Source organism: Streptococcus sp. S1 (genome assembly GCF_034137685.1).
Classification (GTDB): domain Bacteria; phylum Bacillota; class Bacilli; order Lactobacillales; family Streptococcaceae; genus Streptococcus; species Streptococcus dentalis.
The window spans coordinates 253420-270000 of sequence record NZ_CP139418.1 but is presented as its reverse complement, the minus strand read 5'-3'; the positions used below and the strand labels follow the sequence as shown (position 1 = coordinate 270000).

Annotated in this window: 12 protein-coding genes (1 of these 12 only partly in view); 11 read left to right on the top strand and 1 reads right to left on the bottom strand. The window is 43.6% G+C overall.

What is annotated here, in order from left to right; all coding sequences use genetic code 11:
• From SM121_RS01265 to SM121_RS01250, 4 genes are all read left to right on the top strand, one after another.
• Window positions 1-500, top strand: the 3' portion of a protein-coding gene (locus SM121_RS01265) for a metal ABC transporter ATP-binding protein (RefSeq protein ID WP_003009673.1). Its footprint begins 205 nt before the window's first position; only the last 500 of its 705 coding nucleotides appear in the window; the start codon falls outside the window, past its left edge; it ends in the stop codon at window positions 498-500.
• Entirely contained in the window at window positions 493-1296 is an 804-nt protein-coding gene (locus tag SM121_RS01260) for a metal ABC transporter permease (RefSeq protein WP_003009676.1), read from the top strand. Before SM121_RS01265 ends, SM121_RS01260 begins: the two co-directional genes overlap by 8 nt.
• 2 nt (window positions 1297-1298) lie before the next feature.
• Window positions 1299-2804 carry a zinc ABC transporter substrate-binding protein AdcA gene (locus SM121_RS01255; RefSeq protein ID WP_320910999.1) on the top strand — a complete coding sequence of 502 codons (1506 nt, stop codon included), beginning with the start codon at window positions 1299-1301 and terminating at the stop codon, window positions 2802-2804.
• 138 nt (window positions 2805-2942) lie between these two features.
• A complete protein-coding gene (locus SM121_RS01250) occupies window positions 2943-3491 on the top strand; it encodes a DUF6287 domain-containing protein (RefSeq protein ID WP_320910998.1) in 549 nt (182 codons plus the stop codon).
• A gap of 36 nt (window positions 3492-3527) precedes the next feature.
• On the opposite strand, the gene SM121_RS01245 is transcribed toward SM121_RS01250, so the two are convergent.
• Window positions 3528-5603 (bottom strand): GH92 family glycosyl hydrolase, encoded by a 2076-nt coding sequence (locus SM121_RS01245; RefSeq protein ID WP_320910997.1) that lies wholly within the window; start codon window positions 5601-5603, stop codon window positions 3528-3530.
• A 216-nt stretch (window positions 5604-5819) separates the two neighbouring features.
• Between SM121_RS01245 and SM121_RS01240 the strand changes: the two genes are divergently transcribed.
• The 7 genes from SM121_RS01240 (at window position 5820) to SM121_RS01210 (ending at window position 16428) form a co-directional block, all read left to right on the top strand.
• Window positions 5820-7100 (top strand): glycoside hydrolase family 125 protein, encoded by a 1281-nt coding sequence (locus SM121_RS01240; protein ID WP_270299863.1) that lies wholly within the window; start codon window positions 5820-5822, stop codon window positions 7098-7100.
• A gap of 185 nt (window positions 7101-7285) precedes the next feature.
• Entirely contained in the window at window positions 7286-9931 is a 2646-nt protein-coding gene (locus SM121_RS01235) for an alpha-mannosidase (protein ID WP_320910996.1), read from the top strand.
• 90 nt (window positions 9932-10021) lie between these two features.
• Entirely contained in the window at window positions 10022-10891 is an 870-nt protein-coding gene (locus SM121_RS01230) for an ROK family protein (protein WP_320910995.1), read from the top strand.
• On the top strand, window positions 10885-12765 hold the full coding sequence (locus tag SM121_RS01225) for a beta-N-acetylhexosaminidase (RefSeq protein WP_320910994.1): 1881 nt from the start codon (window positions 10885-10887) through the stop codon (window positions 12763-12765). The genes SM121_RS01230 and SM121_RS01225 overlap by 7 nt, the downstream gene beginning before the upstream one ends.
• Window positions 12766-12991: 226 nt before the next feature.
• A complete protein-coding gene (locus SM121_RS01220; RefSeq protein WP_003009701.1) occupies window positions 12992-13921 on the top strand; it encodes an ABC transporter permease in 930 nt (309 codons plus the stop codon).
• A 13-nt stretch (window positions 13922-13934) separates the two neighbouring features.
• The gene (locus SM121_RS01215; protein WP_003004100.1) at window positions 13935-14867 is read left to right on the top strand and encodes a carbohydrate ABC transporter permease; all 933 of its coding nucleotides are present in this window, start codon (window positions 13935-13937) and stop codon (window positions 14865-14867) included.
• A 79-nt stretch (window positions 14868-14946) separates the two neighbouring features.
• A complete protein-coding gene (locus SM121_RS01210) occupies window positions 14947-16428 on the top strand; it encodes an ABC transporter substrate-binding protein (RefSeq protein WP_101770923.1) in 1482 nt (493 codons plus the stop codon).
• The last annotated feature ends 153 nt before the right edge of the window (window positions 16429-16581 follow it).

Below are 16581 nucleotides of genomic sequence, written 5' to 3'. Positions count from 1 at the left end.
GAAAGAAGTTAAGGATTGCTTATTTGCCACAACAGATTGCTAGTTTTAATGCAGGATTTCCCAGTACGGTCTATGAATTTGTGAAGTCAGGTCGGTATCCTCGTAAAGGCTGGTTTCGAAAGTTGAATGAGCACGATGAAAAGCATATTCTAAAGAGTTTAGAATCTGTTGGGATGCTGGAGTTCAAGGATAGGGCGATTGGTTCTTTGTCTGGTGGTCAGAAACAACGGGCTGTCATTGCTCGGATGTTTGCTTCAGATCCGGATATCTTTGTTTTAGATGAACCGACAACAGGGATGGATGCGACGACAAAGAGTGATTTTTATGAGTTGATGCATCACAGTGCGCATCACCATCAAAAATCTGTTTTGATGATTACGCATGATCCTGAAGAGGTTAACCAGTTTGCGGATCGGAATATTCATTTGGTTCGCGACCAGAGCTCTCCTTGGAGATGTTTTAACGTCCATGATATAGAAGGGGAGGGTGACCATGCTTGATTTATTCCAGTATGATTTTATGCAGCGAGCCTTGTTGGCTATGGTTGCCATGAGTCTTTTTTCTCCTGTATTAGGGATTTTCTTGATTTTGAGACGGCAGAGTCTGATGAGTGATACGCTGAGTCACGTCTCTCTTGCGGGTGTCGCTTTTGGGCTTTTCCTTGGGATCTCTCCGACGCTTTCGACTATGATCATTGTCATTATAGCTGCGGTTTTTCTTGAGTATTTGCGGACCTTATTTAAGGACTTTATGGAGATCGGGACGGCAATTCTAATGTCCACTGGTCTTGCCCTAGCTTTGGTACTGATGCGTGGTGGTGGGAAAAGCTCGATGAGCTTGGATCAATATTTGTTTGGTTCTACCTTAACCATTACAGATGAACAGGTGATCGCCTTGTTTGTGATTGCTTTCGTTGTATTAGTGCTGACGGCCTTATTCTTGCGGCCTATGTATATTTTGACCTTTGATGAAGATACGGCCTTCGTAGATGGCCTTCCTGTCCGGACTATGTCCATTTTATTTAATGTGGTAACGGGGGTTGCTATCGCCTTAATGATTCCTGCAGCAGGATCGTTATTGGTTTCAACCATCATGGTCTTACCGGCTAGTATTGCCCTGAAATTAGGGAAGAACTTCCGTGGGGTCATGCTGATTGCGGTCATCATTGGTTTTATCGGGATGTTTAGTGGGTTGATTTTGTCTTATATTGCAGATACACCAGCGAGTGCCAGTATTACGCTTTTATTTGTGGCACTGTTCTTGCTTGTGAATCTTGGATCACGTTTGAGGAAGTAGATATGAACGTTAAAAAATTTGGTTGGTTATTGTTAGTGGCTTTGGCCCTTGTTTTGACAGCTTGTGGCAAAAGTCAGAGTCAAAATGGGAAATTAAAAGTGATGACCACTTTCTATCCGGTTTATGATTTTACAAAAAATATTGTCGGAGATGAAGGAACGGTAGACCTGCTCATTGGAGCGGGATCAGAGCCTCATGAATATGAATTGTCTGCTAAGGGGCGGGCTATGATTCAAGATTCGGATGTTTTCGTCTATGAAAATGAAAACATGGAAACCTGGGTTCCAAATCTTTTGAAATCAATGAAGGATAAGAAAACCAAAGTGATCGATGCTACCAAGGGCATGGTCTTGCTTCCTGGATTGGAAGAGGAACATGAACACGAAGGGGGCGAAGAACACCATCATGAATATGATCCTCACCTTTGGCTCTCTCCACATCGTGCCATGAGGATGGTAGAGTCGATTCGTGATCAGTTGATGGCAGCTTATCCAGATAAGAAAAAGACGTTTGAGAAAAATGCCCAAGCCTATCTAAAGAAATTACAGGCCTTGGATCAAGCTTATCAGGATGGCTTGAAAGATGCGAAACAAAAGAATTTCGTGACCCAACACGCGGCTTTCCGTTACTTGGCCTTGGATTATGGCTTAAACCAGGTGGCCATTTCAGGGATTTCACCTGATAGTGAGCCTTCTGTTGCACGATTGCGTGAATTGACAGAGTATATCAAGAAAAATGAGATCAAGGTCATTTACTTTGAGGAAAATGCTTCTAATTCCTTGGCGAAAACCTTGTCTTCTGAAGCTGGTGTTGAGTTAGCTGTCTTAAATCCTTTGGAAAGCTTGACGGATCAAGAAATGAAAGATGGCGAAGACTACGTGTCTGTTATGAAGGAAAATCTGAAGGCGCTCGAGAAAACAACGTCACAAGCTGGTAAGGATATTCAACCGGAACATGAGGAAGATGATAAGACAGTTCAAAAGGGCTATTTCGAGGATAGTCAAGTGAAGGATCGTAGCTTGGAAAATTATGCGGGTGATTGGAAATCGGTTTATCCATATTTGCAAGATGGAACTTTGGATCAGGTCTTTGATTATAAGGCAAAATTAAATCCAACTATGACGGCTGCTGAGTATAAGGAATATTATACCAAGGGTTACCAAACAGATATTGATCGGATTAAGATTGATAAGGATTCAATGGAGTTTTATCAAAAAGGATCTTCTAAGAAATATACTTATAAATACGTTGGTAAGCACATTTTGACTTATAAGAAGGGGAATCGTGGTGTTCGTTATCTCTTTGAAGCGAAAGAGAGCGATGCGGGAGACTTCAAATATGTTCAATTTAGTGACCATGAAATTACTCCGGTAAAGGCAGCTCACTTCCACATTTTCCATGGAGGAAAGAGTCAAGAAGCGCTTTATGATGAGTTAGAAAATTGGCCAACTTATTATCCTTCCAACTTATCTGGTTTAGAAGTGGCACAGGAAATGCTGGCTCATTAAGAGCTGTATCAAAAGAGAGACTAGGACTGATTATCCCGGTCTCTTTTTGATTAAAAATGGGGAGTGAAGCTTGTCAAATGCTTGAAAATACGTTACAATGAAAGGGCTTTAAATTAAAAAATGTATGGGGAATTTTAAATGAAAAAAGTTGGTGCAATTCTTGTGAGTCTTCTCAGTGTGGTTCTGTTGGTAGCTTGTTCGCAACGGGGAGCGAGCAAAAAATCAACCGCCTCCTCTAGTCAAACGACGACCTCTTCTGAAGTCAAAAAGACGGATGCTTCTAGTTCGGAAGTGAAGGAGAAAGAAGAAAAAAAAGAAGTGAAGAAAATGGATCTTGAAGCGATTGCCAATGGAGATTACAGTAGTATTGCTGGTGTCTGGCAAGATGATAAAGGAAATAAGCTGGTCTTTAACGACAAAGGGTTGGTCTCACAAGAGTTAGAGGGCTATGGAGCTTCTTTGACAGATTATGGAACAGCATCAGAAGGCATTTATGGTGGTCGTGATGGGGGCTTCTTGTTGGAGTATATTCCTGCGGGAGTAACCATTGGTGATCAGGTCGATGATCAAGGACAAGTCGTCTTTAAGGACACATCAGATGCCTCTAAAAACCGCTTGTGGACTGGTGTTGGTATCGCTAGTTTTGGGGAACAAGGCTCGATCTACTATCAAGTAGGAGATGAATAACAGAAAAAAAGTCGTCTGTTTTCAGACGACTTTTTCTTATGCTTGTGGGGGGAGCCAAGAAAGCTCAAATTGGAGTACTTGGGCTTCAAGGAGATCTTGATGGGAAACCTCTTGTTTCTCTTTGCCATCTAACAGGGCTTTTTGGATGAAATAGGCGCCTGCAGTGTGTGAATTGGCGCAAATCTTGAGCTCTTGCTTGGGAAGATGGAGAAGGACTTCTTTAAAGAGAGGGAGTCCCAGATCATAGATTGGTTTTCCTGGGCAAGTTGGATAGAGTCCAAGGGCTGACCAGATGTACCAAGCAGATAGACTACCATTGTCCTCATCACCTGGATAGGCTTGGAAATCTTGATGAAAAGCTTGGGAACGGATCTGGTGGATCAGGAGATTGGTGTATTCGGGATGAAGGCTGTGACGGAAGAGGTAGGGAATGTGAAAGCTGGGTTGATTGGAGATGGCAATCTGCCCAAATGGGGCTTGGGCCATTTCACTCATTTCGTGGATTTCATAGCCATATCCTCTTACATCAAATTGAGGTTTTTGATTGGCCAGATCCAGCAGTCGTTGGGTGAAGGCTTTTTTGCCACCCATCAGCTCTATTAGGCCGGAGAGGTCGTGTAAGGCTCCAAAAGTAGCTTGGGTTGCAGAGCATTCTGCATAATCTCCTCCCCAGCTGGTAGGAGAGAAGGGCTCTTTAAAGTTTCCATTGGTGGATCGTGCTCTCACAAAGCCTGTTTGGGCATCATACAATGTTCGGTAGGAGAGGCTAGAAGCAGCATACCGAGCGGCTGTTTCTGTCTGACCCAATTGCTTGGCAACGGTAGCAATGCAAAAATCACTATAGGCATAATCTAGGCTATGGCTCACACTTTCGTGAAAATCTTCGGGGAGGTAGCCAAGGACCTTGTAGCTTTCATTACCATGGCGACCAAAATGTTGAGTAGGATCTGTTTTTTGGGCTGTCTGGAGCATGGATGTGAGCATGTTTTCATGTAGGTCTGGTGCGATCCCCTTTGTGACAGCATCCGCAAAGACTCCATCGATAAGGGTACCTGGCATCATTCCACGTTCATCTGGGGCCAACCATTTTGGCAGAAAACCAGTATCCTGGTAAGTGTTTAAAAATCCTTCGAGAAAGCGACGGTAGTAATCGGGGTAGACAAGGCTAAAGAGCGGAAAAGATGTCCGAAAGAGGTCCCAAAATCCGATATTGGTATAAGCTTTTCCTGGTTTGATTTTCTGATGGGTGACATCCAGGTGCCAGTCATTCCCCGTGCTATCTGTTTCATAAAAGGTTTGAGGGAAAAGGAGGAGTCGGTACAGGCAATGGTCGAAAAAGGCTTGGTCACGCCCTCCGGCATCTTTTACTTCAATTCGTTTTAGCAGCTGATTCCATTGATCGGCTGCTTCTTTTTTAGCTTCCTCTAAGGAAAGGTTGGGAAGATAGCTGTGAGCCATATCTTGGGACAGATAAGACGTTCCTAATTGGACGGTCACTTCATTGCTAGAAAAGGTGAGAAAAAGATCTTGATCGATGTGAGTGACGCTCTCAATCGGCTGGCTAAATTGCCACTGGAGATAGAAAGAGTAGGAAGTATCTGCGGTATGAGCTTGATCCAGAATGTGGAAGTGGCAAGTTTGGCCTGTCAGAGTCAAGTCCTCTAGTTCATTTGCTGCATGAAAGCAGAGTGTCAGCTTTTCTGGTGCTCGAAAGCGCATGACAGCCCCGTAGCGGCTTGGAACTAGCTCGCTTTGAATCTGATAACGTTCCGAAAAAATACGAAGGTAGTGAGGCTGGAAAAGAGCCTTTTTCATCGAATAACTGCTTTGGCGACGGAAGAGGTCGGAACTTGTAACTTCTCCTGTGATGGGCGTGATGAGGCACCAAGCGTAGTCTCCTATCCAAGGACTAGGCTGGTGGGTGAGACGAAATCCCTGAAAAATAGGGAGATTGGGGTTAAAAAACCAAGCTCCTTGTTCGTGTGTCGTCTGGGGAAGGAAGTAGTTCATCCCAAAAGGGACCCCGGTATAAGGGAGGGTATTTCCGTGGGAATAGTGGGGATGATTATCGCTTCCCCAGCGGGTATCGATGGTTTGGCAATGTGTGCGCATCTTGTCTCCTTTTTCTTCATCAACCTTAAATGATCTGTGTTTTTCTTGGAACACGCAGTGGTATTTTCTTCAATTGTATCAAAGCGTTGTCAAATATGATAGCGTTTTTATCAAATGGAAAATTTTGTAGAAAAAGGGCTATAGTTTGCGTATGTATTTCCCCTTTGAAATCTTTTATACTGAATAGGAAAGAATCGATACGTGTGAGGAAAATAAATGACTTATTCAAAAGAAATTGTGCGAGAATGGTTGGATCAAGTGGCTGAGCGAGCTAAAGAGTACCCTGAGTGGGTGTATGTCTTTGAACGTTGCTATACAGACACTTTGGATAATACAGTTGAAATTTTAGAAGACGGTTCAACCTTTGTGTTAACAGGGGACATCCCAGCTATGTGGTTGCGTGACTCAACGGCTCAATTGAGACCCTATCTTCATGTGGCTAAACGAGATCCCCAATTGCGCCAGACCATTGCTGGCTTGGTCAAACGCCAGATGACTTTGATTCTCAAGGATCCCTATGCCAACTCTTTTAATATTGAGGAGAACTGGAAAGGCCATCACGAGACTGACCATACAGATCTCAATGGCTGGATTTGGGAGCGCAAGTATGAGGTGGATTCGCTGTGCTATCCCTTGCAACTGGCTTATCTTCTTTGGAAGGAAACTGGTGAGACTAGCCAATTTGATGAAACCTTTGTCACTGCGACCAAGGAAATCCTTCATCTCTGGGCAGTGGAACAAGACCACAAGAACTCCCCTTATCGCTTTGTTCGGGATACAGATCGTAAGGAAGACACGCTGGTGAATGACGGCTTTGGACCTGACTTTGCCGTGACAGGGATGACCTGGTCAGCCTTTCGTCCAAGTGATGACTGCTGTCAGTATAGTTACTTGATTCCGTCCAATATGTTCGCAGTCGTTGTCTTGGGCTATGTCCAAGAAATCTTTGCAACATTGAATCTAGCTGATAGCGAAAGCATCATTGCAGATGCCAAACGCCTGCAAGCTGAGATTCAAGAAGGGATTGAAAACTACGCCTACACGACTAACAGCAAGGGCGAGAAAATCTATGCCTTTGAGGTAGACGGTCTAGGAAATGCTAGTATCATGGATGACCCTAACGTCCCAAGCTTATTGGCGGCTCCCTATCTTGGCTACTGCGCGATCGACGATGAGGTCTACCAAGCCACTCGTCGGACGATTTTGAGCCCTGAAAATCCTTACTTCTATGAAGGGAAGTACGCAAGTGGACTCGGGAGTTCTCATACCTTTTATCGCTATATCTGGCCGATTGCTTTATCTATTCAAGGATTGACAACAAATGATAAAGCTGAGAAAAAACATTTGCTGGACCAGTTGGTTGCCTGCGATGGAGGCACGGGTGTCATGCACGAAAGTTTCCATGTAGATGATCCAACCAAATACTCGCGTGAATGGTTCTCGTGGGCCAACATGATGTTCTGCGAGTTGGTCTTGGATTACTTGGATATTCGCTAATACTCTTCGAAAATCAAATTCAAACCACGTCAGCTTCGCCTTGCCGTACTCAAGTACAGCCTGCGGCTAGCTTCCTAGTTTGCTCTTTGATTTTCATTGAGTATAAGGAGCACGCTTTAGCTTCACTGATTCTTGTTAGAATCACAAATAGATCTTTAAATTTAAGTTAGAATGAGGTTTTACTCATGGAAAATGTTGTTGTACATATCATCTCTCATAGCCACTGGGATCGTGAGTGGTATCTACCTTTTGAAAGCCACCGCATGCAATTGGTGGAACTGTTTGACAATCTGTTTGATCTTTTTGAAAATGATCCGGAGTTCAAAAGTTTCCACTTAGATGGACAAACCATTGTCCTTGACGACTATTTAGAAATTCGCCCTGAAAACCGCGACAAGGTGCAACGTTATATCGACGAGGGCAAGCTCAAGATTGGTCCTTTCTATATCTTGCAGGATGATTACCTGATCTCCAGTGAAGCCAACGTCCGCAATACCTTGATTGGACAGGCTGAATGCGCTAAATGGGGCAAATCCACTCAGATTGGTTACTTCCCAGATACCTTTGGAAATATGGGGCAAGCACCTCAAATTCTTCAAAAATCAGGTATCCACGTAGCAGCCTTTGGTCGTGGAGTCAAACCAATCGGATTTGACAACCAAGTCCTCGAAGATGAGCAGTTTACCTCTCAATTTTCTGAAATGTACTGGCAAGGGGCGGATGGTAGTCGCGTACTCGGTATTCTTTTTGCCAACTGGTACAGTAATGGGAATGAAATTCCAGTGGATAAAGATGAAGCCTTGGCTTTCTGGAAACAAAAATTAGCAGACGTTCGTGATTATGCCTCAACCAACCAATGGTTGATGATGAACGGTTGTGACCATCAACCAGTTCAACGGAACTTGAGTGAAGCTATTCGCGTGGCCAATGAACTCTTCCCTGACGTGACCTTTATTCATAGCTCTTTTGATGAATATGTTCAAGCAGTGGAAAGTGCGCTTCCTGAGCAATTATCTACGGTTACGGGAGAATTGACCAGTCAGGAAACCGATGGTTGGTACACACTGGCAAATACGTCTTCCTCTCGGATTTATCTCAAGCAAGCCTTCCAAGAAAACAGCAACTTGCTCGAGCAAGTGGTGGAACCTTTGACCATCATTACTGGTGGGCACAACCACAAGGATCAATTGACCTATGCCTGGAAGACACTCTTACAAAATGCGCCACACGATAGTATTTGTGGATGTAGCGTGGATGATGTTCACCGTGAAATGGAAGTTCGTTTTGCCAAGGTCAACCAAGTTGGAAACTTTGTCAAGACCAACCTTCTGAACGAATGGAAGGGTAAACTAGCAACTCAAAAAGCCCAGAGTGAGCACCTCTTTACGGTCATCAATACTGGCTTGCATAATAAGGTAGATACCGTCAGCACGATTGTCAATGTAGCAGTTTGTCCATTTAAGGAATTGCACCCGACAGAGGGCTTCAAGAAAATGGCCGCTTTGAGCTTGCCAGACTACCACGTAGAAGATTTAGATGGGCATCTTGTAGAAGCAGAGATTGAGGACTTGGGAGCAAGCTTTGGCTATACTCTGCCTAAGGATAAATTCCGCCAACCCTATATCGCGCGTCAAGTGCGCGTGACGGTTCCGGTTCACCTAGCGCCTCTTTCTTGGACCACCTTCCAGCTCTTGGAAGGCAAAGCACCTCATCATGATGGCCTTTTCCAAAATGGGGTGATCGATACGCCATTTGTAACCCTTAGTATCGATGATGGCTTGACCCTCTATGATAAAACGACCAATGAGGCTTATGAGGATTTCCTTCGTTTTGAAGATCGTGGTGATATCGGAAATGAATATATCTACTTCCAACCAAAAGGAACAGAGCCGATCTATGCGGAGTTAACAGCTTATGAGGTCTTGGAAAACAATGCTCGCTATGCTAAGGTCTTGCTCAAACATGACTTGACCATTCCAGTTAGCGCAGATGAACAATTGGATGCGGAGCAAAGAGGCATTATCGAGTTTATGAACCGCAAGGCAAGTCGCTCAGAAGAGGTGATAACTATCCCTCTTGAAACGGAGATGACCATTTTTGTAGATGATCCGCAAATTCGCTTCAAGACGCGCTTTACCAATACAGCCAAGGATCACCGCATCCGTCTCTTGGTCAAGACTCACAATACACGTCCAAGCAACGATTCTGAAAGTATCTATGAAGTTGTGACACGGCCAAATAAACCGGCTGCTTCTTGGGAAAATCCTGAAAATCCCCAACACCAACAAGCCTTTGTCAGCTTGTATGATGACGTTAAAGGAGTGACCGTATCTAACAAAGGATTGAACGAATACGAAATCCTTGGAGACGACACGATAGCTGTAACCCTTCTTCGTGCTTCAGGGGAACTCGGTGACTGGGGCTACTTCCCAACACCAGAAGCACAATGCTTACGGGACTTTGAGGTTGAATATGCAGTAGAATGCCATCAAGCTCAGGGGCGCTTCTCCGCTTATCGCCGAGCGAAAGCTTTGCAGACACCGATGACCAGCCTTCAAGTTGAAAAACAAGAAGGAAGTGTAGCAGCGTCTGGTAGCTTACTCAAGCATACAGCCTTGACGCATCCTCAGGTTTGTCCAACAGCCTTTAAGGTAGCAGAAAATGAAGAAGGTTACATCCTTCGCTATTACAACATGAGCCAAGAAAATGTGCGCGTGTCAGAAGGACAACAAACGGTTGTCGATCTTCTGGAACAACCGTATCCGGTCCATACAGGTTTATTGGCACCGCAAGAAATCCGGACAGAATGGATTAAAAAAGAAGAAGTATAGCTGTTTGCAGCTGAAGAAACAATAAAAGGAAAGGAGGAGCGAAAAAGTAAGAACCGACTGCTGACTCGCTCCTTTTTACAGGTAAAAGCCATGACCATTGCAACGATTGATATCGGAGGGACTGGGATTAAGTTTGCTAGTCTCACTCCGGATGGAAAGATTTTAGATAAGGCCAGTACCCCAACTACAGAAACTCTAGAAGATTTGCTAGCTTGGCTGGACCAGCGATTGTCAGAACGTGACTACCGTGGGATTGCCATGAGTGTGCCAGGGGCTGTTAACCAAGAAACAGGGGTAATTGAGGGGATCAGTGCCATTCCATACATCCATGGTTTCTCATGGTATGAGGCGCTTGCTCATCATAAGCTACCTGTCCATCTAGAAAATGATGCCAACTGTGTTGGACTTAGTGAACTGCTAGCTCATCCTGAGATTGAAAATGCAGCCTGTGTTGTCATTGGCACAGGGATTGGCGGGGCTATGATTATTAATGGCAAAATTCACCGTGGTCGCCATGGCTTGGGTGGAGAGTTTGGTTACATGACAACTATCGAACCAGCAGAAAAACTCAATAACTGGTCACAACTAGCTTCTACAGGAAACATGGTTCGTTATGTGATTGAAAAATCGGGTCAGTCAGACTGGGATGGCCGTAAGGTTTATCAAGAGGCTGCAGCAGGCAATGCCCTTTGCCAAGAAGCCATTGAGCGTATGAATCGTAATCTAGCTCAAGGCTTGCTCAATATCCAGTATCTAATCGACCCAGATGTCATTAGCCTAGGTGGCTCTATTAGTCAGAACCCAGATTTTATCAAAGGGGTGCAAAAAGCGGTAGACGTCTTTGTGGAAAGATATGAAGAATATACAATTGCGCCAGTCATCCAAGCCTGCACCTATCAGGCAGATGCCAATCTCTACGGTGCCCTTGTCAACTGGTTACAGGAGGAAAACCAATGGTAAATTTTACCGGAATTAGCAGTAAACAACAGCAAGCTATAGACTTACTTCAAAAGCACATTTCTCTACCAGATGTAGAAGTGGCAGTCGCTCAGTCTGACCAAGCTTCTATCTCTATCAAGGGTGAGGGCGGAGAATATCAATTGACTTATCGCAAATCTCATCAGCTTTACCGTGCCTTATCGGTTCTCGCAACAGCATTAGCAGAAGGGGACAAGGTAGAGATTGAAGAGCAGGCGGCTTATGAAGATTTAGCCTACATGGCGGATTGTTCGCGCAATGCCGTGATCAATGTTGCATCTGCCAAGCAGATGATTGAAGTCTTAGCTCTGATGGGCTACTCAACCTTTGAGCTTTATATGGAAGACACCTATCAGATTGAAGGGCAACCTTATTTTGGTTATTTCCGTGGGGCTTATTCAGCTGAAGAATTACAGGAAATCGAAGCCTATGCCCAGCAGTTTGATATGACCTTTGTACCATGTATTCAGACCTTGGCTCACTTATCAGCCTTTGTCAAATGGGGTGTCAAAGAAGTTCAGCAACTCCGTGATGTAGAGGACATTCTCCTTATCGGCGAAGAAAAAGTTTACGACCTAATCGACGGCATGTTTGCGACTTTGTCTGAGCTACAAACACGCAAGGTCAATATCGGCATGGACGAAGCCCACTTGGTTGGTTTGGGTCGCTATTTGATTCTCAATGGTGTTGTGGATCGTAGTCTCCTTATGTGCCAACACTTGGAGCGCGTGCTGGATATTGCAGACAAGTATGGTTTCCACTGCCAGATGTGGAGCGATATGTTCTTCAAACTCATGTCAGCAGATGGCCAGTACGACCGTGATGTTGAAATTCCAGAGGAAACACGAGTTTTTCTTGACCGTCTCAAAGACCGTGTCACCTTGGTTTACTGGGATTATTATCAAGATAGCGAGGAAAAATACAACCGAAACTTCCGTAATCACCATAAGATTAGTCAGGATATTGCCTTTGCTGGTGGTGCCTGGAAGTGGATTGGTTTTACGCCCCACAACCAATTTAGTCGCTTAGTAGCTATTGAAGCCAATAAAGCCTGCCGTGCCAACCAGATCAAGGAAGTCATCGTGACAGGTTGGGGGGACAACGGTGGTGAAACGGCCCAGTTCTCGATCCTGCCTAGCTTACAAATCTGGGCGGAGCTCAGCTACCGCAATGATTTAGAGCGTCTGTCTGCTCACTTTAAGGGCAATACAGGCCTCTCAGTTGAGGACTTTATGCAGCTGGATCTGGCCAATCTCTTGCCAGACCTACCAGCTAATCTCAGTGGGATTAACCCCAACCGCTATGTTTTTTATCAGGATGTTCTTTGCCCAATTCTTGACAAGCACATGACTCCTGAACAGGACAAACCTCACTTTGCCAAGGCAGCTGAGATTCTTTCTGACATTAAAGAAAAAGCGGGCGTCTACGCCTATCTCTTTGAAACTCAGGCTCAGTTGAATGCTATTTTAAGTAGTAAAGTCGATGTAGGACGACGCATCCGGGAGGCTTATCACGCAGGTGATAAAGAGAGCTTGCAACAAATCGCTCAGGAAGAATTGCCAAAACTTAGAAGCCAGATTGAACACTTCCATGCTCTCTTTAGCCACCAATGGTTGAAAGAAAACAAGGTATTTGGTTTGGATACCGTAGATATTCGTATGGGTGGACTCTTGCAGCGGATCAAGCGAGCTGAAAGCCGTATTGAAAACTACCTAGCAGGCGAAATCCCTCGTATCGATGAACTAGAAGTAGAGATCTTGCCATTCAACGATTTCTACGGGGATCAGGACTTCGCAGCCACAACGGCTAACCAGTGGCATACTATTGCGACGGCTTCAACCATTTATACAACGTAAAAAATGCCAAGTTGGATGACAGAAGTCTCATCCACAGTGGCTAGGAGTAGAAGAGGAGCTGTCTTTACGACCACCCTTTTCTACTCTTTTTTAAAACTATGTCATAAATTTGTAGAATTTTTTCTATAATTAGGAGTTTGAAAATGTAAATGGGCTATCTTATAATAGGTGATGTAAACGCTACCAAAGCAAATAAACACGCTCAAGGCTCAAAGGGGGGAGTTAAATGAAAAAGTTTGTAAGGACTCTGAGAGAAAATTTCATTTTTCTTTTAATGGTCTTACCTGGTGCAGCGTGGTTAATCTTATTCTTCTATATTCCGGTTTTTGGGAATATCGTAGCATTTAAGGACTATCATATTACGGGAGAGGGCTTCATTGACAGTGTCATGAAGAGTAAGTGGGTTGGCTTTGACAATTTCAAGTTCCTCTTTAGTTCCAAAGATGCCTACATTATTACAAGAAACACGGTATTGTACAACTTAGGATTCATCTTCTTAGGATTGATTGTTTCCGTTGGGATCGCCATCATCTTTAGTGAGTTGAGATCAAAAAGAGTGGTCAAGGTGCTTCAAACCTCCATGCTCTTCCCATACTTCCTATCATGGGTTATCATCAGCTTCTTCACCGATGCCTTTCTTAACGTGGACAAAGGATTGGTCAACCACATCTTAACTTCATTTGGTATGAAAGCCATCAATTTCTACTCGGAATTGTGGATCTGGCCAGCGCTTCTCCTCTTCTTAGGAATCTGGAAAGGCTTTGGTTATAGTAGTGTCATGTACTATGCAACCATCATGGGAATTGACCCAACTTACTATGAAGCAGCGACTGTGGATGGTGCGTCTAAGTGGCAACGCATTCGCAACATCACCATTCCTCAGTTGTCTTCCTTGATTACGGTTTTGACTATTCTTGCAGTCGGAAATATCTTCCGCGCAGATTTCGGTCTTTTCTACCAAATCCCGCATAATGCTGGAGCGCTCTATAGTGTGACCAACGTTATTGATGTTTATGTCTACAACGGTTTGACCAAGTCAGGGGATATCGGGATGACAGCAGCAGCCGGTCTTTACCAATCGGTAGTCGGTTTGGTTCTTGTTTTAATCTCAAATATCATTGCCCGTCGCATTGATAAGAATGCCGCTCTCTTCTAGAAAGGAGGATCGTATGAAAAAATCAACCATTCAAAAAGAAAAAATTGATAATGTCGGGATCCATTCTTTCAGTAAGAAGAGCAACTTCTTCTTTACCTTGTTGTTGACCTTGGTCGGCTTGACCTGTGTGCTTCCCTTCATCTTCGTTGTCATGATCTCTTTGACAGACGAACAAAGTTTGGCAGTCCATGGTTTCCAATTCTGGCCAGCAAAATTTGGATTTGATGGTTACCTCTTCTTGGTACAGTTCAAAGACAAAATCTTGCAAGCCCTCTTCATTACCTTGTTTGTGACCATTGTGGGAACAGCATGTAATGTCTTTATCACCACAACTTATGCTTACGCAATCTCACGGAGTACCTTTAAATACCGCAAGTTCTTTACCGTATTTTCACTCCTTAGTATGCTCTTTAGTGCAGGGTTGGTTCCAAGCTACATTGTGACCACTCAACTCTTGCAGTTAGGTGATACCATCGGAGCTTTGATTATCCCAATGTTGCTCAGTCCATTTAACATCATATTGATGCGGACCTTCTTTAAACGGACCATTCCAGAAGCTATCCTTGAATCCGCTCGGATCGATGGGGCAAGTGAAACACGGATCTTCTTCCAAATCTGCTTGCCATTGTCTCTACCAGGGATTGCGACTATCAGTTTGTTCACTGCTTTAGGGTTCTGGAACGACTGGTTCAATGCCCTCCTCTATATTAAGAGTGACAACCTTTACCCATTGCAATACCTCTTGATGCAAATCCAAAACAATATGGATTACATCGCTAAAAACGTCGGGGTATCCGGCCAATTGGCAGGAGCTGTACAATCCATCCCACGGGAAACAGGACGTATGGCCATGGTGGTTGTGGCAACAGTGCCAATCGCCATTCTCTATCCATTCTTCCAACGCTACTTTGTAAAAGGCTTGACCATCGGTGGTGTGAAAGAATAACATCGTTCATTGAAAATCAGCAGGATTTTCAACTCATAACTTAGTCTAAAAAGAAAATAACATAAAGGAGATTTTTCTTATGAAAAATTGGAAAAAATACGCGTTAGCATCTGCTAGTGTCATCGCTCTTGGAGCTACTCTTGCTGCTTGTGGAAGCCTTACAGGTAACAACAAGAAATCTGCAACAACTGAAGACGGTAAACCAATCATCAAGATGTACCAAATCGGTGATAAACCAGATAACTTGGATGTTCTTCTTAAAAATGCCAACAAGATCATTGAAAAGAAAGTTGGCGCAAAATTGGATATCCAATATCTTGGTTGGGGTGACTACGCACAAAAAATGAACGTTATCATCTCATCTGGTGAAAACTATGATATTGCCTTTGCTAATAACTACGTTATCAACGCTCAAAAAGGTGCTTATGCTGACTTGACAGAATTGTACAAGAAAGAAGGAAAAGACCTTTACAAAGCACTTGACCCAGCTTACATCAAAGGGAACACTGTAAATGGCAAGATCTATGCTGTTCCAGTAGCAGCTAACGTGGCATCTTCTCAAAACTTTGCCTTCAACGGACCACTTCTTGAAAAATATGGTATCGACGTTTCAAACGTGAAAGACTATGCTTCTCTTGAACCAGTCTTGAAAGCTATCAAAGAAAAAGATCCAAACGTTGTTCCATTTGCAATGAACAAGAGCTACGGTGGACCTTCAGATGACTTCGACTATGTGGCTGTTGATGGACTTCCATTCGTTGTTGACTTGAAAGGTGACACCACTAAGATCGTTGACCGTTACACAATTCCTCGTTATGTAGAAAACTTGAAGACTCTTCACAAATACTACGAAGCAGGATACATTCCAAAAGACGTAGCAACGAGCGACACTGGTTATGATCTTTCTCAAGATACATGGTTGGTTCGTGAAGAAACAGTAGGACCAGCTGACTACGGTAACAGCTTGCTTACTCGTGTAGCAAACCGTAAGATCGAAATCAAACCATTTACTGAACTTTACAAGAAGAACAACACTACTCAAGTAGCTAACTTTGTTATCTCAAACAACTCTAAGAACAAAGAAAAAGCAATGGAAGTGTTGAACCTCTTGAACACTGATCCAGAACTCTTGAACGGCCTTGTTTATGGACCAGAAGGCAAGAACTGGGAAAAAGTTCCTGGCAAAGAAAACCGTGTCAAAGTCTTGGATGGCTACAACGGAAACACTCACATGTCTGGATGGAACACTGGTAACAACTGGATTCTTTACATCAACGAAAACGTAACAGATGAACAAATTGCACAATCTAAGAAAGACTTGGAAACTGCAAAAGAATCTCCAGCACTTGGCTTCATCTTTAACACAGATAAAGTGAAATCAGAAATCACTGCTCTTACAAATACTTTGAACCAATTCGCAGGTGCTATCAATACTGGTACAGTGGATCCTGAAGTAGAAGTTCCTAAGATGCTTGAAAAATTGAAATCAGAAGGTGCTTACCAAAAAGTGCTTGACGAAATGCAAAAACAATACGACGAATTCCTTGCTTCTAAAAAATAAGAACAGGTAGTGCGAAAAGGCTTTGGAGGGATCTCCAAAGTCTTTTTGTGTCTTTATGAAAATGAATCCTGTAAATGAAAATCAATATTTCAATTTACCAATGCAAATAGGGGGAAAGCGTTTTATTTTTATGGTATAATAGAATCACTAATT